This window comes from Erythrobacter aureus (genome assembly GCF_003355455.1).
Classification (GTDB): Bacteria; Pseudomonadota; Alphaproteobacteria; order Sphingomonadales; family Sphingomonadaceae; genus Qipengyuania; species Qipengyuania aurea.
On the sequence record NZ_CP031357.1, the window covers coordinates 1456058 to 1481442 of the forward strand.

At 62.7% G+C, this 25385-nt stretch carries 33 protein-coding genes; 20 read left to right on the forward strand and 13 right to left on the reverse strand.

The features are described from left to right. Window positions 1-95 precede the first annotated feature (95 nt). Genes ruvX through pyrE form a run of 8 tightly spaced genes read right to left on the reverse strand, consistent with a single transcriptional unit; the run spans window position 96 to window position 5824 of the window. Window positions 96-584 (reverse strand): Holliday junction resolvase RuvX, encoded by a 489-nt coding sequence (gene ruvX, locus DVR09_RS07080; RefSeq protein WP_115416317.1) that lies wholly within the window; start codon window positions 582-584, stop codon window positions 96-98. Beyond that, window positions 560-1804: a DUF3089 domain-containing protein gene (locus tag DVR09_RS07085; RefSeq protein ID WP_115416318.1), complete on the reverse strand. Its 1245-nt coding sequence runs from the start codon at window positions 1802-1804 to the stop codon at window positions 560-562. Before DVR09_RS07085 ends, ruvX begins: the two co-directional genes overlap by 25 nt. Beyond that, window positions 1794-2906, reverse strand: a complete 1113-nt coding sequence (locus DVR09_RS07090) for an AI-2E family transporter (protein ID WP_115416319.1) — start codon at window positions 2904-2906, stop codon at window positions 1794-1796. Before DVR09_RS07090 ends, DVR09_RS07085 begins: the two co-directional genes overlap by 11 nt. A 22-nt stretch (window positions 2907-2928) precedes the next feature. Then, the gene (lepB, locus tag DVR09_RS07095) at window positions 2929-3840 is read right to left on the reverse strand and encodes a signal peptidase I (protein ID WP_115416320.1); all 912 of its coding nucleotides are present in this window, start codon (window positions 3838-3840) and stop codon (window positions 2929-2931) included. Continuing rightward, window positions 3798-4199, reverse strand: a complete 402-nt coding sequence (gene acpS / locus DVR09_RS07100; RefSeq protein WP_115416321.1) for a holo-ACP synthase — start codon at window positions 4197-4199, stop codon at window positions 3798-3800. The genes lepB and acpS overlap by 43 nt, the downstream gene beginning before the upstream one ends. Window positions 4200-4209: 10 nt before the next feature. Further along, window positions 4210-4509, reverse strand: a complete 300-nt coding sequence (locus DVR09_RS07105; RefSeq protein ID WP_115416322.1) for a hypothetical protein — start codon at window positions 4507-4509, stop codon at window positions 4210-4212. Then, window positions 4506-5246, reverse strand: a complete 741-nt coding sequence (locus DVR09_RS07110; protein ID WP_115416323.1) for a pyridoxine 5'-phosphate synthase — start codon at window positions 5244-5246, stop codon at window positions 4506-4508. The genes DVR09_RS07105 and DVR09_RS07110 overlap by 4 nt, the downstream gene beginning before the upstream one ends. Beyond that, entirely contained in the window at window positions 5243-5824 is a 582-nt protein-coding gene (pyrE, locus tag DVR09_RS07115) for an orotate phosphoribosyltransferase (protein WP_115416324.1), read from the reverse strand. Before pyrE ends, DVR09_RS07110 begins: the two co-directional genes overlap by 4 nt. A 213-nt stretch (window positions 5825-6037) precedes the next feature. Between pyrE and coxB the strand changes: the two genes are divergently transcribed. The 14 genes from coxB (at window position 6038) to DVR09_RS07180 (ending at window position 16804) form a co-directional block, all read left to right on the forward strand. Then, a complete protein-coding gene (gene coxB / locus DVR09_RS07120) occupies window positions 6038-7102 on the forward strand; it encodes a cytochrome c oxidase subunit II (protein WP_370459147.1) in 1065 nt (354 codons plus the stop codon). A gap of 30 nt (window positions 7103-7132) precedes the next feature. Beyond that, window positions 7133-8842 carry a cytochrome c oxidase subunit I gene (ctaD, locus tag DVR09_RS07125; protein WP_115416325.1) on the forward strand — a complete coding sequence of 570 codons (1710 nt, stop codon included), beginning with the start codon at window positions 7133-7135 and terminating at the stop codon, window positions 8840-8842. Between the two features lie 79 nt (window positions 8843-8921). Beyond that, on the forward strand, window positions 8922-9578 hold the full coding sequence (locus tag DVR09_RS07130) for an alpha/beta fold hydrolase (RefSeq protein ID WP_234041581.1): 657 nt from the start codon (window positions 8922-8924) through the stop codon (window positions 9576-9578). Window positions 9579-9902: 324 nt separating this feature from the next. Further along, window positions 9903-10817 (forward strand): heme o synthase, encoded by a 915-nt coding sequence (locus DVR09_RS07135; RefSeq protein ID WP_115417842.1) that lies wholly within the window; start codon window positions 9903-9905, stop codon window positions 10815-10817. Continuing rightward, a complete protein-coding gene (locus DVR09_RS17755) occupies window positions 10814-10936 on the forward strand; it encodes a cytochrome c oxidase system small membrane protein (RefSeq protein ID WP_267899714.1) in 123 nt (40 codons plus the stop codon). Before DVR09_RS07135 ends, DVR09_RS17755 begins: the two co-directional genes overlap by 4 nt. 7 nt (window positions 10937-10943) lie before the next feature. Next, complete coding sequence (locus DVR09_RS07140; RefSeq protein WP_115416326.1) at window positions 10944-11516, forward strand: cytochrome c oxidase assembly protein; 573 nt, start codon at window positions 10944-10946, stop codon at window positions 11514-11516. A gap of 66 nt (window positions 11517-11582) precedes the next feature. After that, the gene (locus DVR09_RS07145; protein ID WP_115416327.1) at window positions 11583-12404 is read left to right on the forward strand and encodes a cytochrome c oxidase subunit 3; all 822 of its coding nucleotides are present in this window, start codon (window positions 11583-11585) and stop codon (window positions 12402-12404) included. After that, window positions 12404-12793, forward strand: a complete 390-nt coding sequence (locus DVR09_RS07150; protein ID WP_234041582.1) for a DUF983 domain-containing protein — start codon at window positions 12404-12406, stop codon at window positions 12791-12793. The genes DVR09_RS07145 and DVR09_RS07150 overlap by 1 nt, the downstream gene beginning before the upstream one ends. After that, window positions 12794-13366, forward strand: a complete 573-nt coding sequence (locus DVR09_RS07155; RefSeq protein WP_234041583.1) for an SURF1 family cytochrome oxidase biogenesis protein — start codon at window positions 12794-12796, stop codon at window positions 13364-13366. Between the two features lie 50 nt (window positions 13367-13416). Then, the gene (gene thrC, locus DVR09_RS07160; protein ID WP_115416328.1) at window positions 13417-14808 is read left to right on the forward strand and encodes a threonine synthase; all 1392 of its coding nucleotides are present in this window, start codon (window positions 13417-13419) and stop codon (window positions 14806-14808) included. Further along, complete coding sequence (locus tag DVR09_RS07165) at window positions 14808-15698, forward strand: RsmD family RNA methyltransferase (protein ID WP_115416329.1); 891 nt, start codon at window positions 14808-14810, stop codon at window positions 15696-15698. The genes thrC and DVR09_RS07165 overlap by 1 nt, the downstream gene beginning before the upstream one ends. Window positions 15699-15709: 11 nt before the next feature. Then, on the forward strand, window positions 15710-16084 hold the full coding sequence (locus DVR09_RS07170; protein WP_115416330.1) for a dihydroneopterin aldolase: 375 nt from the start codon (window positions 15710-15712) through the stop codon (window positions 16082-16084). Then, window positions 16081-16380, forward strand: a complete 300-nt coding sequence (locus DVR09_RS07175) for a Rossmann fold domain-containing protein (protein ID WP_115416331.1) — start codon at window positions 16081-16083, stop codon at window positions 16378-16380. The genes DVR09_RS07170 and DVR09_RS07175 overlap by 4 nt, the downstream gene beginning before the upstream one ends. Before the next feature lie 205 nt (window positions 16381-16585). Next, on the forward strand, window positions 16586-16804 hold the full coding sequence (locus tag DVR09_RS07180) for a hypothetical protein (protein WP_115416332.1): 219 nt from the start codon (window positions 16586-16588) through the stop codon (window positions 16802-16804). A 77-nt stretch (window positions 16805-16881) separates the two neighbouring features. Here the strand turns inward: DVR09_RS07180 and DVR09_RS07185 are convergent, their stop codons facing one another. After that, window positions 16882-17400 (reverse strand): hypothetical protein, encoded by a 519-nt coding sequence (locus tag DVR09_RS07185; RefSeq protein ID WP_162814875.1) that lies wholly within the window; start codon window positions 17398-17400, stop codon window positions 16882-16884. Window positions 17401-17602: 202 nt separating this feature from the next. On the opposite strand from DVR09_RS07185, the gene rplU reads away from it, so the two are divergent. From rplU to DVR09_RS07200, 3 genes are all read left to right on the forward strand, one after another. Then, entirely contained in the window at window positions 17603-18061 is a 459-nt protein-coding gene (gene rplU / locus DVR09_RS07190; protein ID WP_115416334.1) for a 50S ribosomal protein L21, read from the forward strand. A gap of 12 nt (window positions 18062-18073) precedes the next feature. After that, window positions 18074-18343 (forward strand): 50S ribosomal protein L27, encoded by a 270-nt coding sequence (gene rpmA, locus DVR09_RS07195; RefSeq protein ID WP_067673038.1) that lies wholly within the window; start codon window positions 18074-18076, stop codon window positions 18341-18343. Window positions 18344-18551: 208 nt separating this feature from the next. Then, window positions 18552-19097 (forward strand): GNAT family N-acetyltransferase, encoded by a 546-nt coding sequence (locus DVR09_RS07200; protein ID WP_115416335.1) that lies wholly within the window; start codon window positions 18552-18554, stop codon window positions 19095-19097. Window positions 19098-19157: 60 nt separating this feature from the next. On the opposite strand, the gene DVR09_RS07205 is transcribed toward DVR09_RS07200, so the two are convergent. Further along, window positions 19158-20036: a metal-dependent hydrolase gene (locus DVR09_RS07205; protein WP_174223733.1), complete on the reverse strand. Its 879-nt coding sequence runs from the start codon at window positions 20034-20036 to the stop codon at window positions 19158-19160. 115 nt (window positions 20037-20151) lie between these two features. On the opposite strand from DVR09_RS07205, the gene DVR09_RS07210 reads away from it, so the two are divergent. Next, window positions 20152-20751, forward strand: a complete 600-nt coding sequence (locus DVR09_RS07210; RefSeq protein WP_115416336.1) for a TetR/AcrR family transcriptional regulator — start codon at window positions 20152-20154, stop codon at window positions 20749-20751. A gap of 4 nt (window positions 20752-20755) precedes the next feature. Here the strand turns inward: DVR09_RS07210 and DVR09_RS07215 are convergent, their stop codons facing one another. Both DVR09_RS07215 and ygfZ read right to left on the reverse strand, forming a co-directional pair. After that, on the reverse strand, window positions 20756-21847 hold the full coding sequence (locus tag DVR09_RS07215) for a S41 family peptidase (RefSeq protein WP_234041584.1): 1092 nt from the start codon (window positions 21845-21847) through the stop codon (window positions 20756-20758). Between the two features lie 67 nt (window positions 21848-21914). Further along, window positions 21915-22649 carry a CAF17-like 4Fe-4S cluster assembly/insertion protein YgfZ gene (gene ygfZ / locus DVR09_RS07220; protein WP_115416338.1) on the reverse strand — a complete coding sequence of 245 codons (735 nt, stop codon included), beginning with the start codon at window positions 22647-22649 and terminating at the stop codon, window positions 21915-21917. 38 nt (window positions 22650-22687) lie between these two features. On the opposite strand from ygfZ, the gene pyrC reads away from it, so the two are divergent. After that, the gene (gene pyrC / locus DVR09_RS07225) at window positions 22688-23725 is read left to right on the forward strand and encodes a dihydroorotase (RefSeq protein WP_115416339.1); all 1038 of its coding nucleotides are present in this window, start codon (window positions 22688-22690) and stop codon (window positions 23723-23725) included. Here pyrC and rarD read toward each other — a convergent pair. Then, on the reverse strand, window positions 23703-24605 hold the full coding sequence (gene rarD, locus DVR09_RS07230) for an EamA family transporter RarD (RefSeq protein WP_115416340.1): 903 nt from the start codon (window positions 24603-24605) through the stop codon (window positions 23703-23705). The genes pyrC and rarD overlap by 23 nt on opposite strands. Before the next feature lie 184 nt (window positions 24606-24789). Between rarD and DVR09_RS07235 the strand changes: the two genes are divergently transcribed. Then, window positions 24790-25275: a glycine zipper 2TM domain-containing protein gene (locus tag DVR09_RS07235; RefSeq protein ID WP_234041585.1), complete on the forward strand. Its 486-nt coding sequence runs from the start codon at window positions 24790-24792 to the stop codon at window positions 25273-25275. Window positions 25276-25385: the final 110 nt, after the last annotated feature.

The following is a 25385-nucleotide window of genomic DNA, read 5'->3' on the forward strand; positions in this document are numbered from 1 at the left end:
GCTGGGTTGCGGTGGGTAAGCTCGGTATGAGAATACGCCATTTCGCTCTGGGCGAAGTGCCTGAGACCATCGATCCGCCGCATTTTTAGGCGCGGTTAGAACCCACCGCCAGCCAGCGTGTCTATTGCACCCTGGAGAATGATTGCCGCCGCATGGCTGTCGATCTTCTCCGCGCGCTTGGCGCGGCTCATATCCTGGCCGAGCATGGCTGCTTCGGCGCTGGAAGTAGACCAGCGTTCGTCCCATAGCAGCACCGGCAACAAAAGCGCCTTGGCGAGGTTTTTGGCATAGGCGCGGCTTGCCTGCGCGCGCGGGCCTTCGCTGCCATCCATGTTACGCGGAAGGCCGATGACGATGCCCTTGATCGATCGTTCGTCAACGATCGCGCGCAAGACACCGATATCTTTGGTGAACTTACTGCGCGGCACGGTTTTTCCCGCAGTGGCATAGCGCCATCCGGCATCGCATGTGGCGACTCCGATGGTTTTGGTGCCGAGATCAAGCGCGAGCAAAGCGCCGCCTTCGGGCAACGCATCACCATAGGTCAGCGCGTTATCGGTTACGATGCCCGTGCTCTCGTCCATGCCTTCACTCGCGCGACGACGTCTTCCTGGATGTTCTTCCAGAATAGCGGAATGTCGTAAACGTGGTAGTTGCCGCCAGGCAGAACCCCTTCGCCCAGCTCGGGCGGATCGCCGATCCTCAGCAGGCCCCGATCGTCGCAGCGCGCAGGTACCGCACCGGCAACCAGTTCGGCTGTGGCAAGATTGCTGCTGGGGACGAGCGTACCGAGATTGCGCGAGGCCACTGCCGAACCGCCCGCCGTGCCTGTCAGGGGGTTAACGCAGACGATGGGATCGTCCATCCCCCGCGGTTTTCCATCGAGGCCCGGAACGGCGCTGTAGCGGCGCAGAAGCTGACCCGCATCGCCATCATCGGCAAAGCTGGCATAGGCGATTAGGCAGGCGGACTGATTGGGCGCGGCGCAGGCCGGCAGGGGGAGGGCGGGCAAATCGTGCTCGACCGAAATCGGCCACCCCGGTGCGTAAACGGCGGCGATCCGGTCCTCCAGCGGCGTGCCCGCTACTTTCTCGCGCAGCAAGCGCAGCACATGGGTCGAGCCTTGGCTATGCCCGGCGAGCACGATCGGTTTGTCCGGACCCACGCTCGTCAGGAAATATTCGAAGGCCTGCGCGACATCGGCATAGGCCGCGTCGATGGCCTTGGTGGCGTCGGCCTTGTCGGTCAGGAAGGCGCCGACGGCGGCCTGTCGGTATTTGGGTGCCCACAGTTCTTCCGCACGGTTGAAAGGGCTGGCCAGCCCGCGCAGGAAAACGGCGGCAAGCCGGTCGGTGTCCGCATCGTTTAAGGCGGCGTTCCAATCACCCAGGGCACCCTTGGTATAGCTGGTCGGCGGTACGAAGAAGACCACGAACCTGGGCAGCGCATCGCTATCCGCCGCTTCTCCGCTGCGCGAACCGGTGGTCGCGAGCGGATCGGGAGCGTCCAGGCTACGTTCGGCCGCAGGCGTGTCGGGCGAGGCTTCGCGTTCGGCAGGGTCGGGCGCGCTCTCGGCAATGGCCGGCTGGTAGCGCGCGGGATCGCTAGTGCCGATCCCCGGGCGCGAATACCACATGCCCGGGTCCCGATAGGCATTGGCCGCCAACGGTTCCTGTTCGACGAATTCGCCGCGAGGGACGAAGGCGATTTCCGTCGCTTCGCGCGACCAGATCGATAGCGCGATACCGCCAACGATGACCAGAACGATACAGAATGCAAAGAAATACAGGAATTTACGCGCCATTTTCGGCACCTTCTCTTAGCTGTTCTTCGCTCGCCTGCTCAGCCCGCCTTTCGAGCGCAACTTTTAGCATGGCCAGAAGCGGATCGGCCAGGAACAGGCCGAGAATGCCAAACAGAATACCCATGATGAGCTGGAAGGCGAGAACCAGCGCGGGGGCGAGATCGACCGTCTTCTTGGCGATCATCGGGATCACCACGTAACCGTCGAAATTCTGGACGAAGAGATAGACGACGATGGTGTAAACGCCCATCTCGACGCCGCCGGAAAAGCCGACGAGCACCATCAATACGCCTGAGACGATCGCGCCGAGATTGGGGACGAAGGCAAGGAGACCGGTAAGGATTGCCAACAGCGCCGCCATGGGCACGGCTCCGATACCGATCAGCGGCGCGACGACCGCCAGCATGATGTATGTGAACACGGCTTCGACCACCATGCCCAGCAGTCGGCCGGCCATGAGGCGCCGCATCGTCTGGCCCATCCGCTCGGCGGTTTTGTAGAAGCGGCCGCGTTGCTGGCGTGGCAGCATCCAGGCGACCCCGCGTTCATATAGCTGCGGGTCGATCGCGACGTAAACCCCGATCACGAGGATGAGGACTATGGTTGCCACCCCGCCCAGAATCCCGCCCAATGCGCGGGTGACGGTGCTTATGCCGCTGCCGATACTGCCGAGGTAATTCTGCAGATAGTCCTGGTTGATCTGGATACCCTGGCTGCTGACCCAAGCGAAGAGTTCTTCGAGCTGCCGTTCGATGATGGCCGGCAATTGCGCCGCTTCCTGCGAAATCGTGGCACCCGCGAAATAGCCGAGCCACAGCAGAAAACCTACCGTCCCTACCAGCACGATCGCTACCCGCCAGCTTCGTCCGATATGAAGTATACGGCCAAGCAAGCGCGCCCCGCCATCGATCATCGAGGCGAAGACCATGGCCCCGAAAATGACCAGCAAGGGCCGCGCAATCCACACGGCGAGCGCGACGGTGCCAACCACCGCGACCCATACCATGGCGCGCGACACCTCCAGTCGGATGCGGGGATCGTTGATGCGCGAAGGGCTGGTGCCGAGGTCCCGGTCCTGAAGCTCCTGTGTCTTTTCCGCCATTTACGCCCTTTCTATGGGGATCCTAGCGTTCGGAGCCGGGATTTCGTTCCGCGACGGCAGGGCGCAGGGTCGACCAGGCACGGCCTTCGCGCAGACTCGTCCACCAGCTAATGGGGTTGAGCGAGGTTGTCCCGTCGAGCGAAAAGGTGATGAATTCGGCACGTCCGCCGATATTTTCCAGCGGAATGGGTCCCAGCAGGCCGCGCGGATGATCGAGTTCGCGGCTGTCTGCCGAATGATCGCGATTGTCGCCCATCACGAAAACGTGATCCTCAGGAACCGTGATCTCGGCGAAATTGTCGAGTGCCTGGTTTTGGTGATCGATGACTAGATAGGTCGCCCCGTTGGGCAGCGTTTCGCGTAGGACGGGTACGCGGCACACGCGCTTGCCGTCTTCGCTCGCCCGGAAATCGTCGAAGCCGAACCCGTCGCAGCGCGAATTGGCATCGAGCGGCAGATCGATAGCCGGTTCGACCTTCTGTTCCACCGGCGTACCGTTGAGGATGATCTGGCCATTGCTGACCGCAATGCGATCGCCGGGGAGGGCGACGACGCGCTTGATGTAATCCTCGTCGCGTTGCGGATGCACGGGAATGACGATATCGCCATATTCCGGCGTCGATCCGGCAACACGCCAATCACCGCGCGGGGCCAAGTGGAAGCTGATCGAGCTCCAGTTCCAGCCGTAGGGATATTTGCTCACCACCAGCCGGTCGCCGACCAGCAGGTTGGGCATCATCGATTCCGACGGGATGTAGAAGGGTTTGGCAATGAAGCTGTGGAAGGCGAAGACCGCCAGCAGCATTAGGGCAAGGCCGCGGATTTCCGCGATCCAGTCGACCTTTTCGTCGGATTTCTTGGATTTCTTGTTCACTGCCGTGGCGCCGGTGGTCACTGGGGTATGGCCTCGATTATGACGTAGGCCTGTGCCCATGGATGGTCGTCGGTGAGGGTGAGATGAATACGGGCCTCATGGCCGTGCGGCACCATTTCCGCAAGCACGATTGCCGCGCCGCCGGTCAGCGCCAGCGTTGGCGCGCCGGACCGGGCGTTGACCACGCCGATATCCCTCATGAACACGCCGCGGCGAAACCCGGTACCCACCGCCTTGGAGAACGCCTCCTTGGCGGCGAACCGCTTGGCATAGGTGCCAGCGATGGTAAACGGGCGCCGCCGCGCCTTGGCGCGTTCGATGTCGGTAAAGACGCGGTTCTCGAAACGCTCGCCGAAACGATCCAGAGAGTTCTGGATTCGCTCGATATTGCAGAGGTCGGAGCCAAGGCCGATGATCATTCGCGCGTTCCTACACCACCACCAACAACACGAACAGGACCATCAAGAGCGCTGCCAATCCCGCAACTCCCAGCGAATGTCCGGACTTCCCCATCCTCCACGATACCCAGCTCGACGCGGCCAGAAGCAGCGTCAACAGGATTGGCGCGAACATGGTGACGTAATCCAGAGCCGACATACTCTCCCAACCCATTGGTTGGGTGGCCCAGGCATATCCCAGCAGGAACATGATACTGGACGCCGCCAGCAAGCCGGCGAAAGTAATTCCGATCAGCACCGCAACCCAGAATCTGGGCTTGATTTCGCTCACCGTGCCTCGTCCATAAGCTGGCGCATCCGCCGGACCGCCGTTTCCAGCCCCACGAAGACCGCTTCGCCAACCAGGTAGTGACCGATATTGAGCTCGGCCAGTTCGGGGATGGCGGCAATCGGTGTGACGTTCTCATAGGTGAGGCCGTGCCCGGCATGCGGTTCGATGCCCATATCTCGGGCGAGCTTCGACATGGCGGCGATACGCTCGATCTCGCGCTGCTCGCGCGCGCTATCCCCGTCGAGCCCGGCATGGGCGTATTCACCGGTGTGGAATTCCACGACCGGCACGCCAAGTTGCCCGGCGGCCTCGAGCTGGCGTTCGTGGGCCTCGATGAACAGGCTCACGCGAATGCCATTGTCGCGCAGTTTCCACACAATGGGCGCGAGCGTATTGTGCAGGCCCGCCGCATCCAGCCCGCCCTCGGTGGTCCGCTCCTCGCGCTTTTCGGGCACGATACAGGCGGCGTGCGGTTTGTGGGCCAGGGCAATGGCCAGCATTTCCTCGGTCGCCGCCATTTCGAGGTTGAGCGGGAGGTCGGTCGCGGCCTGAATGCGCTCGAGATCGGCATCGCGGATATGTCGACGGTCTTCGCGCAGATGCGCGGTGATGCCATCGCCGCCCACCGCGGCCACGATTTCCGCCGCCCGCACCGGATCGGGATGATCGCCTCCGCGCGCGTTGCGGATGGTGGCGACGTGGTCGATATTGACCCCCAGGCGAAGGGGCGTGCTCAAGCCTTGCGGCTCCCGGGCTTGGTCACTTCGATGGCCGCCAGATCTTCGGGCAACTCATCCTCGGCATAGGTGGGGAAAGTGATCTCGACCAACGGGAAGAAAGGAACGCCGAGATCGGCGGAACCATTGCTGCGGTCGACGAGGGCTACTTCGGCAATGACTTCGCCGCCTTCGCGCCCGATAGCCGCAATAGCCTCGCGGCTTGAAAGGCCCGTGGTCACCACGTCTTCCACCATCAGAACTTTGGCGCCGGGTTCGAGTCGAAAACCGCGACGCAAGTGGAATTCGCCCTCGGGCCGTTCGAGAAACATGGCATCCTTGCCCAGCGCGCGGCCCATTTCCTGACCGATGATGATGCCGCCCATGGCCGGGCTGACGACGACATCGATCCGGCTGCGGATGTCGCGCGGGATCTTCTGCGCGAGGGCGAAGGCCAATCGACCGGCACGCTCGGGGTTCATCAATACGCGCGCGCATTGTAGATAGTGTCCGCTGTGTCGTCCGCTGGAAAGCATGAAATGGCCTTCGAGCAGGGCTTCGCTGGCGCGAAATTCGGAGAGGATTTCTTCTTCTGTCATGGCGCTAGCGTCCAAAGCGCCTCGCGCTCGATTGCGCAAGAGGCAAAGCTGCATACACATTTTTATCCGCCACCCGCTTGAGGCATTGGCAAAGCCTGCCTATAGGGCGGGCGCAATCGGGTCCTTTGTCAGGGGGCGCGTCCCGCCGCGCACGCGGGATTCGCGAAAGTGGCGGACCCGAAACGAGACACGACACGAAAGAGTGCCAAGACGATGAAAATTCTCGGCTCCCTCAACGGGTTCCACCGGATTGTCGCCAGCCTGGCGATGGCGGCGATGCTGGCTTTCGGCGCGCAGGGTGCAATGGCGCAAGATGCCGCCGAAGCGACCGCGACCGAACAACTCGAACAGATCGATCCCGCCGAAGCGGCCGATGTGGCCGATCCCGATGCGGTCGCTGCGGGTTCGGGGGCTTACACGCCGATGCAGCCCACCGAAGGCAAGGGCATGCCGGTTGCCGGCGGTATCGATGTGCAGCAGCAGTTCTCGCCGATCGGCCATCAGGCCAATTCGCTCCATATCGGGCTTGTCTGGGTGATGGTGCTGATCAGCCTCTTCGTGCTGGCATTGTTCGTTTATGTCATCCTGCGCTTCAACAAGCGTGCCAATCCGGTGCCTTCGAAGACCAGCCACAACACGATGATCGAGGTTATCTGGACGGTCGTCCCGGCGCTGATCCTGCTCGGTATCGCCGTGCCCTCGATCGGCCTGCTCAGCGCGCAGTACAAGTCGCCCCCCAAGGATGCGATCACCGTCAAGGCGATCGGCTATCAGTGGTACTGGGGTTATGCCTATCCAGACAATGGCGATTTCGAGATCGTCTCGAACATGCTGACCAAGGAAGAAGCGGAAGCGCGCGGCGAACCGCATCAGCTTGCGGTCGACAACCGCATGGTCGTTCCCGCCGGTGTGCCGATCCGCTTCCAGACCACCGCAGCCGACGTCATTCACTCGTTCGCCGTGCCCAGCCTGTGGTTCAAGCTCGACGCGGTCCCCGGTCGGCTGAACGAAAAGCTCCTTATGATCGAAGAGCCGGGCGTCTATTACGGCCAGTGCTCGGAACTGTGCGGCGCCCGCCACGGCTACATGCCGATCGCGATCGAGGCGCTGCCGATGGATCAGTACAACGCCTGGGTTCTGGCGCAGGGCGGCACGATCGCCGGTGCCGACGAAGTTGGCATGGAGGCCGATCCGTCGGCTGTTCCGCTTCAGGATCCCGAAAGCGCTGCGCCTGGCGCAGCAGGTGCGGGCGCTCCCCCCGTCGCCCCCACCGCATAAGATTTACGATTAGCTCGAGAGTATAGCACGATGGCAACCACCGCCGACAGCTTCCAGGCTCACACCGACGACCACGCGCACGACGCCGACCACAAGCCCGGTTTCTTCGCGCGCTGGTTCATGTCCACCAACCACAAGGACATCGGCACGCTCTACCTGATCTTCGCGATCATGGCGGGTATCGTGGGCGGTGCTATCTCCGGCATCATGCGTATGGAGCTGGCGGAGCCCGGCATCCAGTATTTGCAGTGGTGGGCCGAATTCATGGGCGGGACGCCCGATTTCGACACCTCCCTGCATATGTGGAACGTGTTCATTACCGCGCACGGCCTGATCATGGTCTTCTTCATGGTCATGCCGGCGATGATCGGTGGCTTTGGCAACTGGTTCGTGCCGCTGATGATCGGTGCGCCGGACATGGCGTTCCCGCGCATGAACAATATTTCGTTCTGGTTGACCGTGGCGGGCTTCGTCTCGCTGCTGTTCTCGCTGTTCGTGCCGGGCGGCACGGGTCCGGGCGCGGGCGTGGGCTGGACGGTCTATGCGCCGCTTTCGACGACCGGTTCGACCGGTCCGGCAGTCGATTTCGCGATCTTCTCGCTCCACCTTGCGGGCGCGGGTTCGATCCTGGGTGCGACCAACTTCATCACCACCATCTTCAACATGCGTGCGCCGGGCATGACCCTGCACAAGATGCCGCTGTTCGTGTGGTCGGTGCTGGTTACCGCGTTCCTGCTGCTGCTGGCCCTTCCGGTCCTTGCCGCGGCGATCACCATGCTGATCACCGACCGTAACTTCGGCACGACCTTCTTCGATCCCGCAGGCGGCGGTGACCCGATCCTCTACCAGCACCTCTTCTGGTTCTTCGGTCACCCGGAAGTCTACATCATGATCCTGCCGGGCTTCGGCATGATCTCGCAGATCGTATCGACCTTCAGCCGCAAGCCGGTGTTCGGCTATCTCGGCATGGCCTATGCCATGGTCGCGATCGGCGTCGTCGGCTTCGTCGTGTGGGCCCACCACATGTACACCGTCGGCCTCGACGTTAACACGAAGATGTACTTCACTGCGGCGACCATGGTCATCGCGGTCCCGACGGGCGTAAAGATCTTCAGCTGGATCGCCACGATGTGGGGCGGCTCGATCGAGTTCAAATCACCCATGGTCTGGGCGATCGGCATGATCTTCCTGTTCACCGTCGGCGGCGTGACCGGCGTCTATCTCGCCAATGGCGGCGTGGACGACGTGGTCCACGATACCTATTTCGTGGTCGCGCACTTCCACTACGTGCTGTCGATGGGCGCGGTGTTCTCCATGTTCGCCGGCTTCTACTACTGGTTCCCGAAGATGAGCGGCCGGATGCACTCCGAACTGCTTTCGCACCTGCACTTCTGGGGCTTCTTCATCGGCGTGAACGTGCTGTTCTTCCCGCAGCACTTCCTGGGCCTGCAGGGCATGCCGCGCCGTTATCCGGACTATGCCGATGCCTATGCCTACTGGAACGAGATCAGCTCGTTCGGCTACACCATCATGGCGCTGTCGATGATCTTCTTCTTCGTGAACATCGTCTACGCTTTCGTGGCTGGCAAGAAGGCCGCCGACAATCCGTGGGGTGAAGGTGCGACCACGCTCGAATGGACGTTGTCGAGCCCGCCGCCGTTCCACCAGTTCGAAACGCTCCCCGTGATCGAGGACCACCACACGGCCCACGATCACATGAGCAAGCCGGCCACGGCCTAAACGCCACGGCACTGGACAGATGAGAGCGGCCGGTCCCATGGTGGACCGGCCGTTTTCTTTTGTCCGGAGTATCCGTGTAATGCCCGAAATGCGTACCATCGATACCGGCCAGGTGAGCCTGCGCTGCGCGATCGCGGGTGAGGGTCCGCTCGTTCTGATGGTCCATGGTTTTCCGGAAAGCTGGTATTCCTGGCGCCATCAGATCGAACCGATCGCGCGGGCCGGTTTTACCGCCTGCGCCATCGATGTGCGCGGCTATGGCGGTTCGGATAAGCCCTATCCGGTGGAGGCTTACGCAATGGAGCGGATCGTGGGCGATCTGGTCGGTTTGCGGCAGGCGCTTTCTCCCAAGGCGCCCGCAGTATTGATCGGTCACGACTGGGGGGCGCCGATCGTGTGGAATTCGGCGCTCACCCATCCTGCGGATTTCCGGGCAGTCGCCGGCCTATCGGTGCCTTTCGCCGGTGTGCCCCAGCGCCCGTTCACCGAGGTCTTTCACGAACATTTCACCTCGCAGGGGCGTTTTTTCTACCAGGAATACTTCCAGAAGCCCGGCATCGCCGAGGCCGAAGCGGAAAAAGACCCGCGCGATTTCATCCAGCGTATGATGTATTCGATCAGCGGCGACGTGCCCCCGGCGATTACTGGGACAAGCCCTATGGCGCGACCTTCCTTGAGGGGCTGCCCGATCCTGCCCCGTCTCGTGGCTGAACGAAGACGATCTCGATTTCTATGAAGCCGAATTCCAGCAGTCCGGTTTTCGCGGACCGCTCAACCGCTATCGTAACCACGAGGCGGACTACGAATGGCTGCAGGGCTGGGCCGGGAAGCGCATCGAGCAGCCCGCGCTGTTCATCGGCGGCACGCGCGACCCCGCGACCTTCCTGTTCGGCGCTGTCGAGGACCCGATAGCGTTGGTGAAGATGTTTGCGCCGAAGGCCGAAGGTCACATTCTAGAGGGTGTCGGCCACTGGACGCAGCAGGAGCGGCCCGATGTGGTGAATCGCATCCTGATTGACTGGCTAAACCGCATCTGAAGCCCTATATGGCGCTCGATTCCATGACTCAGGCAGTTCCTACCCAGCTCCCCGCAGAATGGCGCGATTTCTTTGCGCTGACCAAGCCGCGCGTGATGAGCCTGGTGATCTTCACCGGCCTGTGCGGCCTGCTTGCGGCTCCCGGCAGCATCCATCCCGTGCTCGGCTTCACGGCCATCCTGTGTATTGCACTGGGTGCGGGCGGGGCGGCAGCGCTCAACCAGTGGTGGGAAGCCGATATCGATGCGGGGATGAAGCGCACTGCCGCGCGGCCGCTTCCCGCGGGTCGCATGAACCGCACCGACGCGCGCGATTTCGGAATATTTATTTCGGCCGCCTCGGTCGTCATCATGGGGCTGGGCGTGAACTGGCTCGCGGCGGCGATCCTCGCGCTGTCGATCTTCTACTATGCGGTGATCTACACGATCTGGCTCAAGCCGCGCACGCCGCAGAACATCGTTATCGGGGGCGGGGCGGGGGCTTTCCCGCCGATGATCGGGTGGGTCGCGGTCACAGGCGACATCACGCTGATGCCGGTGCTGCTGTTTCTCATCATCTTCATGTGGACCCCGCCGCACTTCTGGGCGCTCGCCCTGTTTGTGAAGACGGATTATGCCAATGTCGGGATCCCGATGATGCCGGTCGTGAAGGGCGAGAGATCGACCCGTCGCCAGATCCTGATATATGCGGTGCTGTTGGTGCCGATTGCCGCCGCGCCGTGGTTTATCGGCGGAACGAGCTACGTCTATGGTGTTGCCTCGCTTGCGCTGACGTTCGCCTTTCTGGCGCTGTCGTTTCCGGTGGCTTTTCGCCAGGCTGGCGAAAACGATACGATGAAACCCGAAAAGCGCTTGTTTGCTTTCAGCATCGTCTACCTGTTCGCGCTTTTCGCCGCGCTGGTGGTGGACCGTATGCTGGCCTATCAGGGATGGATATGATGACCCCCGAAGAAGAAACCGAATTCAAGCGACGCCAGAAGAGCCGCAATCTTGTGGTTGGTGGCATCCTGCTGTTTCTCGCCATCCTGTTCTACGTTATCACCATCGCCCGGATGTGAGGATTTCATGACGGCCGCGACTCTCGAAACCCGCAAGAATCGTACCGCGCTGCTGGCTTTCGGTGGCGCACTCGCCATGCTCGGTCTCGGCTATGCCGCCGTCCCGCTTTACGAACTGTTCTGTCAGGTCACAGGTTTTGGCGGGACAACCCAGCGTGCGAGCGAGAGTGACGCCGCCACGGCCGAACGCCTGGCCGCGAGCGCGGGGGGCAGGACGATCTCGATCCGGTTCGACGGGACCACGGCAGGCGATGTTCCCTGGAGCTTCCGCCCCGAACAGGTGACCGACACCGTCACCATCGGCCAGCGCGACATGGCGATCTATCTGGCGAAAAACAATTCGGACGAGACCATTACCGGCACCGCCACTTTCAATGTGGAGCCCGAGCAGGCGGGCGCCTATTTCAACAAAATTCAGTGCTTCTGCTTTACCGAGCAGGTGCTTGAACCGGGGCAGGAGGTGCGCATGCCCGTGCTCTATTTTGTCGATCCGAAGGCGCTCGACGATCCGAATATGGAGGGTGTCGAGCAGATCACGCTCTCCTATACTTTCCACCGGGCTCTGGATTCTGCCGAGTAGCCCCTAGACCCGCGCGCCATGGCGCATTAAGGGCACCCGCAAAGCGAAACCCAGGACGCGAGTACTATGGCTGGCAACGTCAATCACGAATATCACATTCTCGAACCCGATATCTGGCCGCTGATCGGCTCGATTTCGGCGCTCACCTTCACCAGCGGCATGGTGCTCTACATGCACGAAATGGCCAGCGGGCATCTCGTGCTCGGCCTCGGCATCGCTGGCCTGATCGCCACTTTTTTCGCTTGGTTCGGCAATATCGTGAAAGAAGCGGAGCGCGGGGATCACACGCCGATCGTCCAGCTTCACATGCGCTACGGCATGATTCTCTTCATCGCTTCGGAAGTGATGTTCTTCGTCGGCTGGTTCTGGAGCTGGTTCGATTTCGCGCTGTTCCCCAGCGAGATTTCCGAGGTCGTCGGCGGGGTCTTCCCGCCGCAGGCGATCGAAGCGGTGATCGATCCGTTCGGCCTTCCGCTGCTCAATACGCTGATCCTGCTGTGTTCGGGCACCACCGTTACCTGGGCACACCATTCGTTGATCCACGGGGATCGCGAAGGCCTCAAAAAGGGCCTGTGGCTGACGATCATCCTCGGTGTGATCTTCACCGCGATCCAGGCCTACGAATACGCCCATGCGCCGTTCGCTTTCGGTGGCAACACCTACAGCTCGGCCTTTTACATGGCGACCGGCTTCCACGGTTTCCACGTCCTCGTCGGCACGATCTTCCTGATCGTCTGCCTGGTTCGTGCCTATAAGGGCCACTTCACCCCGCGCCAGCATTTCGGCTTCGAAGCCGCTGCGTGGTACTGGCACTTTGTCGACGTCGTGTGGCTGTTTCTCTTCGTCACCGTCTATGTCTGGGGCGGCTGGGGCGCTGCCGTCCACTGATGCCTTCCGACAGGCCTGAAACACGCGAAGGGCAGCCCGGTATCGCCGAGGCTGCCCTTCTCGGTTTGTGCCCTCGCTGCGGGGCGAAGACGATGTTTGCCGGCATGCTGGCCTTTTCGAAGACGTGCCGCGCTTGCGGCCTCGACTATTCGCGTTTCAATGTCGGAGACGGGCCTGCGGCGTTGGTGACGCTTGCAGTGGGTACGATCACCGTCGCGCTGGCCATATGGGTGGAGCTGTCTTTGGAACCTGCCTGGTGGGTGCACGCGCTTCTCTGGGTTCCGCTCACCTTCGCACTCGTTATCGGCGGGCTGCGCGTGACCAAGGCGTGGCTGCTCGCCAGCGAATTCCTCAACGATGCCCGCGAGGCGGGCAGCAGGGATCTGTAAATGCGCATTCCGCTGATACCGACCGTGATCGTGGCGGCGGCGATTGCAACGATGGTTGCGCTGGGCTTCTGGCAATTGGGCCGAATGGACGAAAAGGCAGCGCTTATCGCCCGGGCCGAGCAATCTCTGGCAATGTCGGCGGAGGTCGAATATCCCCGCGATCCCGATGCGCTGGAAGGTGTCCTCTATCGGCGCACGACGATCGAATGCGTTGAAATCGAGGGCGTCACCACCGTGGCTGGCACCAGCCAGCGGGGAGAGAAGGGCGTGGCGCAGCGGGCAACCTGTTCACTTGCCGATGGCACGAAGCTGCGGGTCGACCTGGGCTTCTCCCGCAATCCGGCCCCGGTGGACTGGGCCGGGGGTGCGGTTCGCGGGACTATTGCCCCAGGTGGCAGGATCGTCGCCGCCGAAAGCGTTGCGGGTCTTGAATTGCTTGCTCCGCCCGATCCGCGCGATCTGCCTGACAACCACCTCGCCTATGCCGGTCAGTGGTTCTTTTTCGCGTTGACCGCGCTGGTGATCTACATCCTTGCGCTGCGCCGCAGTTCGACCCGCGCTAGGGCGGATTAAAGAGCCGCTTGCTTGCCCGCGCCCCTGCGCCCCGCTAACCGCCTTTTCCGATGAAGTACGTTTCAACTCGCGGCAGCGCGCCCGCGCTCGATTTCGCCGGTGTCACGCTGGCGGGCCTCGCCAGCGATGGCGGCTTGTATGTGCCCGAGGAATGGCCGCAATTCTCGCTCGATGAGATCGCAGCGATGCGCGGGCTGCCCTATGCCGAACTGGCGGCGCGGGTAATGCAGCCCTTTGTCGGCGACTGCCTCAGCCCCGACCGTCTGGGCGAGCTTACCGCGAAGGCCTATGGCCGGTTTGCCCATGCGGCGGTCACCCCGCTCACCCAGCTCGACGAACGGCAATGGCTGCTCGAACTGTTCCATGGGCCGACCCTGGCGTTCAAGGATGTCGCGCTGCAACTCCTCGGTCTGCTCTTCGAGGAGTTTCTCGAACGCGACGATGGCAGCCTGACCATCGTGGGCGCGACCAGCGGCGATACGGGTAGCGCGGCGATCGATGCCGTAGCCGGGCTCGACCGGGTCGAGATTTTCATGCTCCACCCCAAGGGGCGGGTAAGCGATGTCCAGCGCCGCCAGATGACCACGGTGCGCGCGCCCAACGTCCACAATATCGCCATCGACGGATCGTTCGACGATGCGCAGGCGATGGTGAAGCGAATTTTTACCGACCGCGACGTTACCGCAAAGCATCGGATCGGTGCGGTCAATTCGATCAACTGGGCACGGCTGATGGCACAGGTGGTCTATTACTTCGCCGCGTCGCTCCAGCTCGGCGGGCCGGACCGCAAACAGGCCTTCAGCGTGCCGACGGGTAATTTCGGCGACGTCTTTGCCGGCCATGTGGCCGCGCGCATGGGCTTGCCCGTCGAACGGTTGATCGTGGCGACCAATGTCAACGACATCCTCCACCGTGCCCTGTCGGCCGGTGACTATTCGACCGGGAGCGTCACGCCCACTGCCGCGCCGAGCATGGACATTCAGGTGAGCTCGAATTTCGAACGCCTGTTGTACGACGTTGGTGGGCGCGATGGCATGGCCATGGCCGAACAGATGCGCGCCTTCGAGGCGAGCAGGGCGATGCAGCTGACCAATGCCCAGCGCGAAGGGGCCGCCGCCCTGTTCACCAGCATGCGTGCGGACGAGAACGATATGGCCCGCGCCATGCGCTGGGCGAGCGAGGCATGCGCCGAGATCGTCGATCCGCACACGGCCATCGGGCTTCATGCCGCGCGCGCAGCGGATCTTCCCGCCGATGTGCCGGTCGTGACGCTGGTAACCGCGCATCCTGCCAAGTTCCCCGACGCGGTCGAACGCGCCACCGGATCGCGGCCTGCGCTGCCGGGGCGCGTGGGCGACCTGTTCGCCCGCGAGGAAGCCTATACCGAGCTTCCGGGTACCTATGAGGCCGTGCGCGATCACATATTGGCGAACGCATCCTGATGGCCGAACTGCGCCGCAATCCTGTCCTGATGATAGGCGAGGGCTGGGATGCCTATCGCCTGCTCGACAGCGGGCATGGTCGCAAGTTGGAAGCGTATGGCCCCTACCGCTTCATCCGGCCCGAACCGCAGGCCATGTGGTCGCCCCGGCTGGAGCAATGGGACGCGCATGGCGAGTTCGTGCCCGGCAGCGACGAGGATGGCGGAGGTCGCTGGCACTATTCGAAGGCGGTCCCCGACGATGGCTGGGCATTGGGCTGGGGCGAGGAAGCGCGCTTCACCGCCCAGTGCACACCTTTCCGTCATCTTGGCTTCTTTCCCGATATGGCGCCGGTGTGGGACTGGATGGGCGACCGGCTCGAAGGCTGCACCGACGCCGAAACCATGAACCTGTTCGGCTATACCGGTGTCGGCACGCAGGCACTCTCGCGCTTCGGGCGAGTGACCCATGTCGATGCGAGCAAGAAGTCGGTCGGCCAAGGGCGCGAGAACGCGGCGCTGGCGGGTCTCGAGGATCGTCCGATTCGCTGGCTGGTCGAGGATGCCGTGAAATACACCGCGCGAGAGGTTCGTCGTGGGCGGCGGTACGATGGGATCATTCTCGATCCGCCCAAATTCGGACGCGGCCCGGATGGCGAGGTCTGGCGGCTGGAAGAAGGCCTGCCCGGGCTCGTCTCCGATTGTCGCCGGTTGCTCGATGGCGATAGCCGGTTTCTTTTCCTTACCGTTTATGCCGTGCGGATGAGCAGCCTCGCGCTGGCGGGCCTGCTCGCCGAGGTCTTCGAAGGGCTTCCCGGAACGATCGAGCATGGCGACTTGGCGGTGCAGGAGGATGGCTCGGGCCGCCTGTTGCCTACGGCGATCTTCGCGCGCTGGTCGAATCCGCGCTAAAGCCCCCCGCAATGAACGATTCGCTGATCCTCGAAGTGGCCGATTTCGAGCATGACGTGCTCACCGGCATTTATTCCGAAGAAACCGGCCGCCCCCAGCCGCTGCGCTTTACCATTAAGGTGCGGATGAAACCGCTCGACCACTACGATGCGGACACCCCGCTCGACGATTCGAAGAACTACATGGATCTGAAGTTCGCCGCGTCCGATGCCTTGCCCGAGGGCGTGCATTTCAAATTGATCGAAGCGGTGGCCGACCACGTCTGCGAAACCCTGTTCCTGCAAGATGCGCGCGTTGAGGCGGTGACGGTGAAGATCGTCAAGCTGGCAATTGCCGAAGCGGGCGAGAAGATCGGCATCACGCTCCACCGCGAGCGCCGCGAATGAAACGTATCCCGGTCGACGGATTGCCCGACGACCCGCTCGCCGCCGCGGGTGTTTTTCACCAACATTGGCTGGCCCATGTCGAAGGCAGGCTGACCGCGGGGGAGGATGTCTTGCTTCTCCTGCCGCCGACAGATCACGGCCATCGCGAATGGCGGCTGGCGATCGTCGCGGGGCTGGCGCGCAAGCACGCGCCTCGGCGGATCAATATGGTGGCCGGCCAAGGGGAAGCCGTAGACGCTACCGAAGCGTATCTCGCCGGCGCGCCGGGGATCACCGGTCAGTACCTGGAAATCTGAGCCACGAGCGCACACTGCTTCGGACCTGCGGAACGCTCTCGAGGCCGACGATGATTCGATGAGCGACCGGATACCGGTTGCGGGTTCCGGAAGGAGGATCGAGACCGCGGCGATCCGGCATGGTGGAAAAAGCGGTTCTTGTTGATCGGCATCAAGGACCGTGTCCCGGCTTCGGCGCATCCATTGGAACGCAAAGGAGCTGACCATGTCGAAGCGCCTCACCCGTGAACTTGTCGCCAGGCACGCCGTCGCCGCCTGCAAGGTGGAGCGCGGGTTCGAATTGCCGAGGTGGCTCTATATCATGACGGTGGCACTTTATCTGGCCTTCCTCGCCATGATGGCGGCGGGCTATCGATATCAGAACCGATTTTTCCGGCGCTCGTCTTGGACTGGGGTCTCGCTGAAAGGACGATTGCCGCGTTGACTTGAGCGCGCGGCAAGCCGGGGGGAAGCGCGGGGTCGGGCAACCGGTTCCGCGCTTTTCGCTTGCTCTTCCGCCCGCTAGCGAATTTGCGCGCGCAATCGCTCGAGCACCGCGTCTTCCTCGGCCACCAGCGCAATCACGGCATTACGGGCGGCCTCGATGGCCTCGGCGTCCTGCGCCTGCACACGCGCGGCGGCATAGAGGATGTCGAGGTCGCCCAGCGCGACAGCCGAATTGCTGCGTGCCGAATCGAGATCGGCCAGCGCAACCTGCGCTGCTGCCCAACTGTCGCTCCCTATGCTGCTTCCGACTGCGGCAACCACCATGCGTTCTGCATCCGGCACCGCACCGAAGAAATCGGCATGGGAACTGCGGACCTGCCCGACCAGTGCCGCGAGTCGCGTGTCGAGATCGCCCGTGAGATCGGTTTCCACCTCGGGAACGTCGAGCTTTCGCCCCGGTACCGGCTGGAAGGTGCCTTCGGCTCGCTCTACGTCGCGAACTGCGAGCGAGGGATAGCGATCCGAGGCGGTACCGGCGCAACCAACTAGCAGCGCAGCGCACAGGGGGGCGACAGTAAGCTTGCGATCGATCATCGTGCCCTCCATATCACGCACTCCGCAGCGCGCCAGCGAGGATGCAAATTTCCTCTCGGCAAGCGTTGACTTGGCCCCTCCTTTCGCTTAACGGCACGCTTCTTTCCGGGGCTGCCATGGGCGGCCAGACGGGCGCGCCGTTTATTCGCAAGAGTTCGTCTTGTGGGTTAGGGCACAGCAATTTGAACGAGAGATACGTACCATGTTCGCAGTAGTGCGCACGGGCGGCAAGCAGTACCGGGTTGCCGCCGGAGACAAGATCGCGGTTGAGAAGCTGGCTGGCGAAGCCGGCGACACCATCACGCTGGGCGACGTCCTGCTTGCAGGCGAAGGCGATACGCTTTCGGATGCCGGCAAGGTCACCGTTTCGGCGGAGATCATTGCGCAGGCTAAGAGCGAAAAGGTCATCGTCTTCAAGAAGCGTCGCCGCCACAATTATCGCCGCAAGAACGGCCACCGCCAGCAGATGACCCTGCTGCGTATCACCGACGTCGGCACCGGCACCGCCAAGAAGGCCGCGCCGAAGAAGGAAGCTGCTCCGAAGGCCGATACCGCGGAGAAGAAGGCTGCTCCGAAGAAGGACGCTGCCGAGAAGAAGGCTCCGGCCAAGAAAGCAGCGCCCAAGAAGGCCGCCGCCAAAAAGACCGAAGACAAGAAGTAAGGAACACGGACGATGGCACATAAGAAAGCAGGCGGTTCGTCGCGCAACGGTCGCGATTCAGCCGGTCGTCGCCTTGGTGTGAAGAAGTTCGGCAGCGAGAATGTCGTCGCCGGCAACATCATCGTGCGTCAGCGCGGCACCAAGTTCTATCCGGGCACCAATGTCGGCATGGGCAAGGATCACACGCTGTTCGCCCTTACCGACGGTATTGTGCGCTTCCACAAGGGCAAGCTCGACCGAAAGTTCGTCTCGGTCGACATGATGGCCGAAGCCGCCGAATAACCGGACGCTCCGATAACGGGATCGTCCAAACGGGACGGTCCCAGCCGGGTCCATGATCCGGCAACCGAAGAGGGAGATGGGGCCAACCCGTCTCCCTCTTGTCGTTTCTCCCTCTTCGATTTCGCTGGCGAAACTTTCTTTCGTCATCACGCAATTGTCACGCGTCCGGCCTAGGAGCCCGGAGCGTGGATCCAAGGGGAGAATACCGATGTTCCATGTAACCGAGAGGCTGCTGTTGCGGCCTGCCTGGCCCGAAGATGCAGACGCGCTATTTGGCGGCATTGCCGACGAAGGCATCGTCCGCAATCTTGCCCGCGCGCCCTGGCCCTATCTCCCCAAACATGCGCGTGAATTCGTCATGCAGGCGCAGGACCCGCACTTTCCGCGCTTCCTGATTACGCTGCCCACCCAGTCGGGATCGGAAGTGATCGGGTGCATCGGCATCGATCCAATGGGCAATGGCGATGTTGAGCTCGGCTATTGGGTTGCCCGTGACCACTGGGGGCACGGCTTCGCGAGCGAGGCGGCGCGCGGTGTGCTGGACGTGGCAAAGCTGCTCGGTCACACGCGGATCGTGGCGGGTCACTTCATCGACAATCCCACTTCGGGGCGCGTCTTGCGCAAGATCGGCTTCGTACCGACAGGCAAGATTGCCGCGCGACATAGCTGCGGCCGGGGCGAAGATGCCGACTGCGCGCTCTATCGGCTTGATCTCGACGACAGTGCCGCCATCGCTCCGCAAATGGCGGCGTGAACAAAGCAAAAGGCCCCGCCGGCGATATGCTGGCGGGGCCTTATCCTCTTTGTAGGCCGCTTACTCCGCAGGCATCAAGGCGTCTTCGAAATCGCCCTCATAAAGCTCGATGAGCTTGCGATCGTCATGATCCCACGGATGGAAGCCGGGCTTGAAGTAAGCCAGCCATGCGGGGAAAATACGGCGGACAACGCCGGGGCTCACCGTGAGATACTTAAGCAGGCCCCATTTGGCTTTCCAGCCGGTGATGCCATCCTGTTTCAGCAGTTCGAGCGAATCGGTCCAACGGTTCTTGAAGAAGCGCGCGGTAACGCTGATCATCACCAGGCTGCGAACTTTCCAGCGCTTCCAGCCCGACCAGTCGCGCGTGGCATGCAGCCATGTGTCATAGGCCACGCCCTTGTGCTCGATTTCCTCGGCCGCGTGCCAGCGCCACATGTCGCGGACCTCCGGATCGGCCTCGGCAAAATGCTTCGGATTGGCGAGGAATTCGGCGGCCATCATGGCCGTATAGTGCTCCAGCGCCATGGTCACGGCCAGATTGGCGATTGCCGGGCGGTCCTTGGTCAGGGCCAGCATCTCGGCCACGCGCGTATCGATGGCCTTGATGTCGTAACCGGCGTCTTCGGCCAGGCGATTGAAGGCGATATGCTCGCGCGTGTGGTTGATTTCCTGTTTGATGAACGCACGAATTTCGGCCTCGAGCTTGGGGTCGGCTCCTTCGCGATGCGCCTTTACCGCTTCGATGAAGAAGGCTTCGCCCCTCGGGAAGGTGGCTGAAAGTGCATTGTGCCACGCGGTACCGAAGGGCTCGCCCGCCCACCAACGGCGCGGGCTGGTGCTGCGGTTGAAACGTTCGTCGCGTACGGTGATAGTCAGGTCGGCCGGTGTCGGCGCGGCTTTACGAACGGTGGTATCGATCGAAACAGGGGCGTTCATCATGGGCTCCGCTGAGTTAACTTACATCAGTGTAAGTAAGGACTGCTTACACCACTGTCAATAAAGAGGTGCTGTGCCTTCCCAGCCTTTGGCCGATGAGGTAGGCCCCCGGCACATGGCGACACGCAAACGACTTTCTCATGAAGAATCGCGCCTCGCCGCGCTCGCGGCGGCCCGCTCGCTCCTTATCGAGACCGGACCGCAATCGGTGACACTCAAGGCGGTCGCCGCGCGAATCGGGCGTACCCATGCCAATTTGTTGCACCATTTCGGCTCGGCGGCAGGCCTTCAAAAGGCACTGGCAGGGCATCTGGCGGGCACTGTGTGCGACACGATCATCGACGCCGTCAGGGCAAGCCGGGCGGGGCTGGGCAGCCCGCGCGAAGTGGTCGATCTGGCGTTCGATGCGTTCGACAAGGAGGGTGCCGGGGCGCTCGCGAGCTGGATGATCCTGACGGGCAATGAAGATGCGCTGACGCCGATCGTGGAAACCATCCACCAACTGGTCGACGAGATCGCACCGGAAGAAGCCGCGCATGGCAACGCGCCGATGCAGCTTCACGAAGAAACGCTGGCACTGGTGCTGCTGGCGATGGGCGATGCCCTCATCGGGACGGCCCTTTCTCGGTCGCTGGGATTGCCGGAAACAGCGGCGCGCGACCGGGCGGAGCGGATGCTGGTGCGATCGATGGAGATCCCACCTCCGGTAAAATAGCTTCCTATTCGCGGGGGTGCTTCCAGCGCGGGAGTTCGGCAATGTCGGATAGCTCGCTCTTGGCAAGCGCTTCGTATTCCGCACGCGTCGGCGCGTCCGGTTCGTTCCGAGCGACTTCTACCAGCGCGAGGCGATAAGCTTCGACCAGCGCCTCCTCGGCTGCGATCGGGTGGTCGGGCTTTACGCCGACATGTTCCCAGTTTTTGCCGGTGACCGGATTGATGGCGCGTCCGGTCGGGATGAAGGCGTAGAACCCATGACCGAGCGACATCGGCTCGCCGGGATTCGCCCCGCCACCCGTGGTCTCCCCGACCAAGGTCGCGCGTTCCTGCGTCTGTAGGTCGTAGGCGAGTTCCTCGCCACCCGAAAACGTATAATCCGACGTCACAACGAAAACGGGTCCAGTGTAACGCGGGGCAGCCGAGCGTACGGTCCAGAAATCGCGTGTGGTGTCCTCAACCCGGTTGTAAATGCTGTTGAGGTGTCGCTCGTCGCCCTGCGCGAAGAAGTGGCTGGCGAGCTGCGCCACGCTGGCGGGATCGCCGCCGCCATTCGAGCGCAAATCGATGATGACCGCGCTCATCCCCGACAGCATCTGCATGGCAGCCTCGTAGCCGGGGGCGACAAACTCTGTCGGCCCGAAGAAGCGGACATCGAGATAGCCGACATTTCCCGGCAATCGCGCAACGCGGTGGATGCCAAAGGCCTGCATGCCAAGCTGCCGCCTGGTTTCGCGGACTTCCTTTTCCGATGGCGCGGCACCACGCTCTTCAGGCGACATTTCGCGAAACGAAGGATCATAGCGCACTTGCAAATGTCGATCGTTGCCCGCTTCGCGCAAATCGCCGCGGAGGGCATCGGCGAAGGCCTGCGGATTGTCGATTCCGTCGTATTTCCCGTTCGCAGAAAGGCGCGCGAGCGTAGCGGATGCACTCTCGGCAATTTGGGGGAAGACATAATTGGAGCGCAATTTCTCTCCCAGCGTCGCTACCACTTCGGCTTTGGCCTGTCCGCTGAACGGTGGATCGGGCGCATCTTGCGCCTGTACTGTGCCGGCGAGAGCGAGTGGAGCAAGAAATGCAGACAGTTTCCTCAACACGGATGTAATCCTCCCAAACAACCCTTTGCGAAACAGAGCCATTGTGATGGGATTCCGCCCAGTCTTACTCTGCCAATGCCGATTTCAGCCAGTCGGGCGTCATGGCAGGGTCGATTGCATCGAGCCGCAAATGGTCGACCGCCAGATCGAGTTCCGGATAGGCCGCCTTGCGCCGCTTTTCGGCCGATTGGGCGAGCGGGACCACCATCAGGCGCCGGTTGACCTTGCTGCGCCAGTTCATCCGCGCGGTGTTTTCCTGGCCGATATAGCAGCCTTTGGAAAAGCTGACGCCATTCAGCTCGACCGCATTGGTTTCAAGCCACAGGATATCGCCCAGCTCCGCACGGGTTTCAGGGACGCCGAGAGCAAGGCGATGTGCCAGCCACGCCCCGTCCGCCGGACGATCGCCGTCATCCGTCGGTGCAAGCCAACGCTGCCCGAGCGCCGCGTTTCTCGGATCGGGCGCTCCGCCATCGCCCTGATGCGCCTGCCAATGGACCGCAACCGAAGGGTCGACCGCAATGGCGATCTTGCGGCGTAGGCGATAGAGCGACAGGCGCTTGGCAAGATCCTCCGCCGCATCCGCCTCGCAGTCGATCAGCAGCTCTCCTTCCGCGCCCGGCCAGACGAGGAAATCGAACAGCGTCTTGCCCTGCGGCGTCAGCAGCCCGGCATAGGCGGGCAGGGGGCCTGCGACATCGTTGGTAACGAGGCCCTGCAGGAAGTCGACGACGTCCTCCGCCGGGTCCTCGGTGGAGAGGCGGATCACGGAGCGGCTGGTCAGGCGAGTGGCAGTCATGGGTGACAGATAGGCCGCTCGCCGCCATAGGCAACACCATGGTCGAATCGCTGACAATCCGCCGCCCCGACGACTGGCACCTGCATTTTCGCGATGGCGATACGATGCGCGCGGTGGTGCCGCACACGGCGCGTCAGTTCGCTCGGGCGATCGTGATGCCCAATCTCGCGCCGCCGGTCACCACCACCGCACTCGCCGCCGCCTATCGCGAGCGGATCCTGGCGGCCGTGCCCGAGGGCGTGGATTTCACGCCGCTTATGACCGCCTATCTCACCGACGAGAGCGATGCGGACGATCTGGCGGCCGGCCATGCGGATGGCGTGCTGACCGCAGCCAAGCTCTATCCGGCGGGGGCGACAACCAATTCAGCCCACGGCGTGACCGATATCGCCAACATCATGGGCGTGCTCGAGCGCATGGCGGAGATCGGCATGCCCCTATGCGTCCATGGCGAAGTGACCACGCCGGACATCGACATCTTCGACCGCGAAGCGGTGTTCATCGACCGTGTTCTTCAGCCACTGGTCGACCGGCTGCCGAACCTGAAGGTGATCTTCGAGCATATCACCACGATGCAGGCGGTGGCCTTCGTCGAGAGCGCGGGGCCGAACATCGCCGCCACGATCACGCCGCAGCACCTGCATATCAACCGCAACGATATCCTCGTCGGCGGCATCCGCCCGCATATGTATTGCCTGCCCGTGGCCAAACGCGAACAGCACCGTCTGGCGCTGCGCGGCGCGGCGACGAGTGGCTCGGCAAAGTATTTCCTCGGCACCGACAGCGCGCCGCACCATCGCCATGCCAAGGAAAGCGACTGCGGCTGCGCGGGCATCTTCAACGCGCCCTTCGCGCTGGAGAGCTACATCAAGGTGTTCGAGGACGAAGGCGCGCTCGATCGTTTCGAGGCCTTTGCCAGCCTCAACGGCCCGGCCTTTTACGGCCTTGCGCCTAACGAGGAACGGATCACGCTGGAAAAAGCGGCGGTGGAGGTTCCCGCCGAGATCGATGGGGGCGAGGCACCGATCGTGCCTTTCCATGCGGGCGAAACGCTCAACTGGCGGCTGGCTTCCTAGTCCGGGCCACCAGGTCCCAGACGAAAATCGCAGCAGCGGTCCAAATGAAGGCGAAACAGGCTGCCTGCACGGGTTTCAGCTCTTCACCGAAGACCGTCAGGCCGAGGATGAAGACGATGCTCGGTGCGAGGAACTGGATGAAGCCGAGCGTCGAATAAGGAAGCTTGCGCGCCGCAATGGCGAAGAGCAGCAGCGGAAAGGCGGTCAGCGCGCCGCCCGCCATGATCGCCAGGCTCAGCTCGGTCGAGACGGCGAAAGAGGAACCCTGCGTCTGCGCGAAATACCAGGCGACTCCCATGGATGGCAGCAGCAGCAGGGCGGATTCGATGGTCAGCCCGGGGACCGACCCGACATCGACCTGCTTGCGGATAAGCCCGTAGGTCCCGAAGCTCAGCGCCAGCGTCAGACTGATCCACAAAGTCGTCAGCGCGCCCGCGGCGAGCAGGGATACGCCGACCGCCGCAATGCCGACGGCGACCCATTGCGGCCGGGTCAGCTTCTCGCCCAGCAGCAAGGTGCCCAGCAGCACATTGAGCAGCGGATTGATGTAGTAGCCCAGGCTGGCCGCATAGACCTGGCCATTCTGGATCGCCCAGACATACACGACCCAGTTCACCGCAATCAGCGCCGCACTCGCCGCCAGCCAGCCGAGTGTGCGGCGATTGGCCAGCGCGGCGCGCAATGCGGGCAATTGCCTGCGTATTAGCACGATTAGCAGGCACAGGGGCAGCGTCCAGATGATGCGCCAGCCGACAAATTCGAACGCGGGAACGCTCTGAACGAGAATCAGATAGAGCGGCAGGAAGCCCCAGATGACATAGGCCCCGAAGGCTGCGGCGAGGCCCGTCCGGTCATGCTGGGGTGGGGCGCCTGCGTCCATCGGGGCGCGCTAGGCGGCTGCGGAGAGCCCCGCAAGCCTCAATTCGTCCTCGCTGCGGCCTCGGTTCGTCGAAAATCGCAAATCTGACGACGCCGTTGCATTCGGTTCATCTTTGTGGACTTAAAGCTTAACGGCATCATCGACGCGGCTGTGGTGGCCAGCCCAAATAAAGAAGGACGAACCCATGTCGACGATTCTCAAGACCGTTTCGCTGGCGCTGGCCACATCGGGCCTCGCCTTTGCCATGCCGGTAAGCGCGGCCCCGGCGCTGCATGCACCCCAAGGGGCTCATGCCACTGTGACCGGCGACATGACCTACGAGCACAAAAAGAAACGCAAGTATCGCCACTACCGAGATCGCGATTACCGCGACTATCGGGATTACCGCGATGATCGCCGCTACGACGCGCGCCCCTATTACATGGGTTACGATCGCCATTACGGCCAGCCCGTCCGCTCGGATACGCGCATCTGGCGCGGGCGTGACGGGCGATATTATTGCCGCCGAGACAATGGCACCACCGGCCTGCTTGTCGGTGCCGGTGTCGGCGCGCTGATCGGTCATGAAGTCGCCGGGCGCGGCGACCGCACGCTCGGCGCGATCCTCGGCGGTGCCGCAGGCGCCTTGCTGGGGCGTACGATCGATCGCTCCAAAACGCGCTGCGGCTGACAATCATTACGAGTTTCGGCCGTGCCCACCCGCGGTCGGATACCACGGTTCCCACCGAGCCGTGCGGGCGTCGTTCGTTCTCCACCGGGAGGGCGGGCGGCGCCCATTAG

Coding starts and splice junctions, on each gene's coding strand:
- rarD (WP_115416340.1), bottom strand. CDS start 24,605: ATGGACGCAGGCGCCCCACCCCAGCATGACCGGACGGGCCTCGCCGCA.
- DVR09_RS07235 (WP_234041585.1), top strand. CDS start 24,790: ATGTCGACGATTCTCAAGACCGTTTCGCTGGCGCTGGCCACATCGGGC.
- DVR09_RS17755 (WP_267899714.1), top strand. CDS start 10,814: ATGATGACCCCCGAAGAAGAAACCGAATTCAAGCGACGCCAGAAGAGC.
- DVR09_RS07200 (WP_115416335.1), top strand. CDS start 18,552: ATGTTCCATGTAACCGAGAGGCTGCTGTTGCGGCCTGCCTGGCCCGAA.
- lepB (WP_115416320.1), bottom strand. CDS start 3,840: ATGGGCACAGGCCTACGTCATAATCGAGGCCATACCCCAGTGACCACC.
- DVR09_RS07180 (WP_115416332.1), top strand. CDS start 16,586: ATGTCGAAGCGCCTCACCCGTGAACTTGTCGCCAGGCACGCCGTCGCC.
- rpmA (WP_067673038.1), top strand. CDS start 18,074: ATGGCACATAAGAAAGCAGGCGGTTCGTCGCGCAACGGTCGCGATTCA.
- ruvX (WP_115416317.1), bottom strand. CDS start 584: ATGGACGAGAGCACGGGCATCGTAACCGATAACGCGCTGACCTATGGT.
- DVR09_RS07205 (WP_174223733.1), bottom strand. CDS start 20,036: ATGAACGCCCCTGTTTCGATCGATACCACCGTTCGTAAAGCCGCGCCG.
- pyrC (WP_115416339.1), top strand. CDS start 22,688: ATGGTCGAATCGCTGACAATCCGCCGCCCCGACGACTGGCACCTGCAT.
- DVR09_RS07145 (WP_115416327.1), top strand. CDS start 11,583: ATGGCTGGCAACGTCAATCACGAATATCACATTCTCGAACCCGATATC.
- ygfZ (WP_115416338.1), bottom strand. CDS start 22,649: ATGACTGCCACTCGCCTGACCAGCCGCTCCGTGATCCGCCTCTCCACC.
- DVR09_RS07085 (WP_115416318.1), bottom strand. CDS start 1,804: ATGGCGCGTAAATTCCTGTATTTCTTTGCATTCTGTATCGTTCTGGTC.
- DVR09_RS07210 (WP_115416336.1), top strand. CDS start 20,152: ATGGCGACACGCAAACGACTTTCTCATGAAGAATCGCGCCTCGCCGCG.
- DVR09_RS07140 (WP_115416326.1), top strand. CDS start 10,944: ATGACGGCCGCGACTCTCGAAACCCGCAAGAATCGTACCGCGCTGCTG.
- DVR09_RS07185 (WP_162814875.1), bottom strand. CDS start 17,400: ATGATCGATCGCAAGCTTACTGTCGCCCCCCTGTGCGCTGCGCTGCTA.
- DVR09_RS07165 (WP_115416329.1), top strand. CDS start 14,808: ATGGCCGAACTGCGCCGCAATCCTGTCCTGATGATAGGCGAGGGCTGG.
- pyrE (WP_115416324.1), bottom strand. CDS start 5,824: ATGACAGAAGAAGAAATCCTCTCCGAATTTCGCGCCAGCGAAGCCCTG.
- DVR09_RS07130 (WP_234041581.1), top strand. CDS start 8,922: ATGCCCGAAATGCGTACCATCGATACCGGCCAGGTGAGCCTGCGCTGC.
- rplU (WP_115416334.1), top strand. CDS start 17,603: ATGTTCGCAGTAGTGCGCACGGGCGGCAAGCAGTACCGGGTTGCCGCC.
- coxB (WP_370459147.1), top strand. CDS start 6,038: ATGAAAATTCTCGGCTCCCTCAACGGGTTCCACCGGATTGTCGCCAGC.
- DVR09_RS07175 (WP_115416331.1), top strand. CDS start 16,081: ATGAAACGTATCCCGGTCGACGGATTGCCCGACGACCCGCTCGCCGCC.
- acpS (WP_115416321.1), bottom strand. CDS start 4,199: ATGATCATCGGCCTTGGCTCCGACCTCTGCAATATCGAGCGAATCCAG.
- thrC (WP_115416328.1), top strand. CDS start 13,417: ATGAAGTACGTTTCAACTCGCGGCAGCGCGCCCGCGCTCGATTTCGCC.
- ctaD (WP_115416325.1), top strand. CDS start 7,133: ATGGCAACCACCGCCGACAGCTTCCAGGCTCACACCGACGACCACGCG.
- DVR09_RS07170 (WP_115416330.1), top strand. CDS start 15,710: ATGAACGATTCGCTGATCCTCGAAGTGGCCGATTTCGAGCATGACGTG.
- DVR09_RS07155 (WP_234041583.1), top strand. CDS start 12,794: ATGCGCATTCCGCTGATACCGACCGTGATCGTGGCGGCGGCGATTGCA.
- DVR09_RS07135 (WP_115417842.1), top strand. CDS start 9,903: ATGACTCAGGCAGTTCCTACCCAGCTCCCCGCAGAATGGCGCGATTTC.
- DVR09_RS07090 (WP_115416319.1), bottom strand. CDS start 2,906: ATGGCGGAAAAGACACAGGAGCTTCAGGACCGGGACCTCGGCACCAGC.
- DVR09_RS07150 (WP_234041582.1), top strand. CDS start 12,404: ATGCCTTCCGACAGGCCTGAAACACGCGAAGGGCAGCCCGGTATCGCC.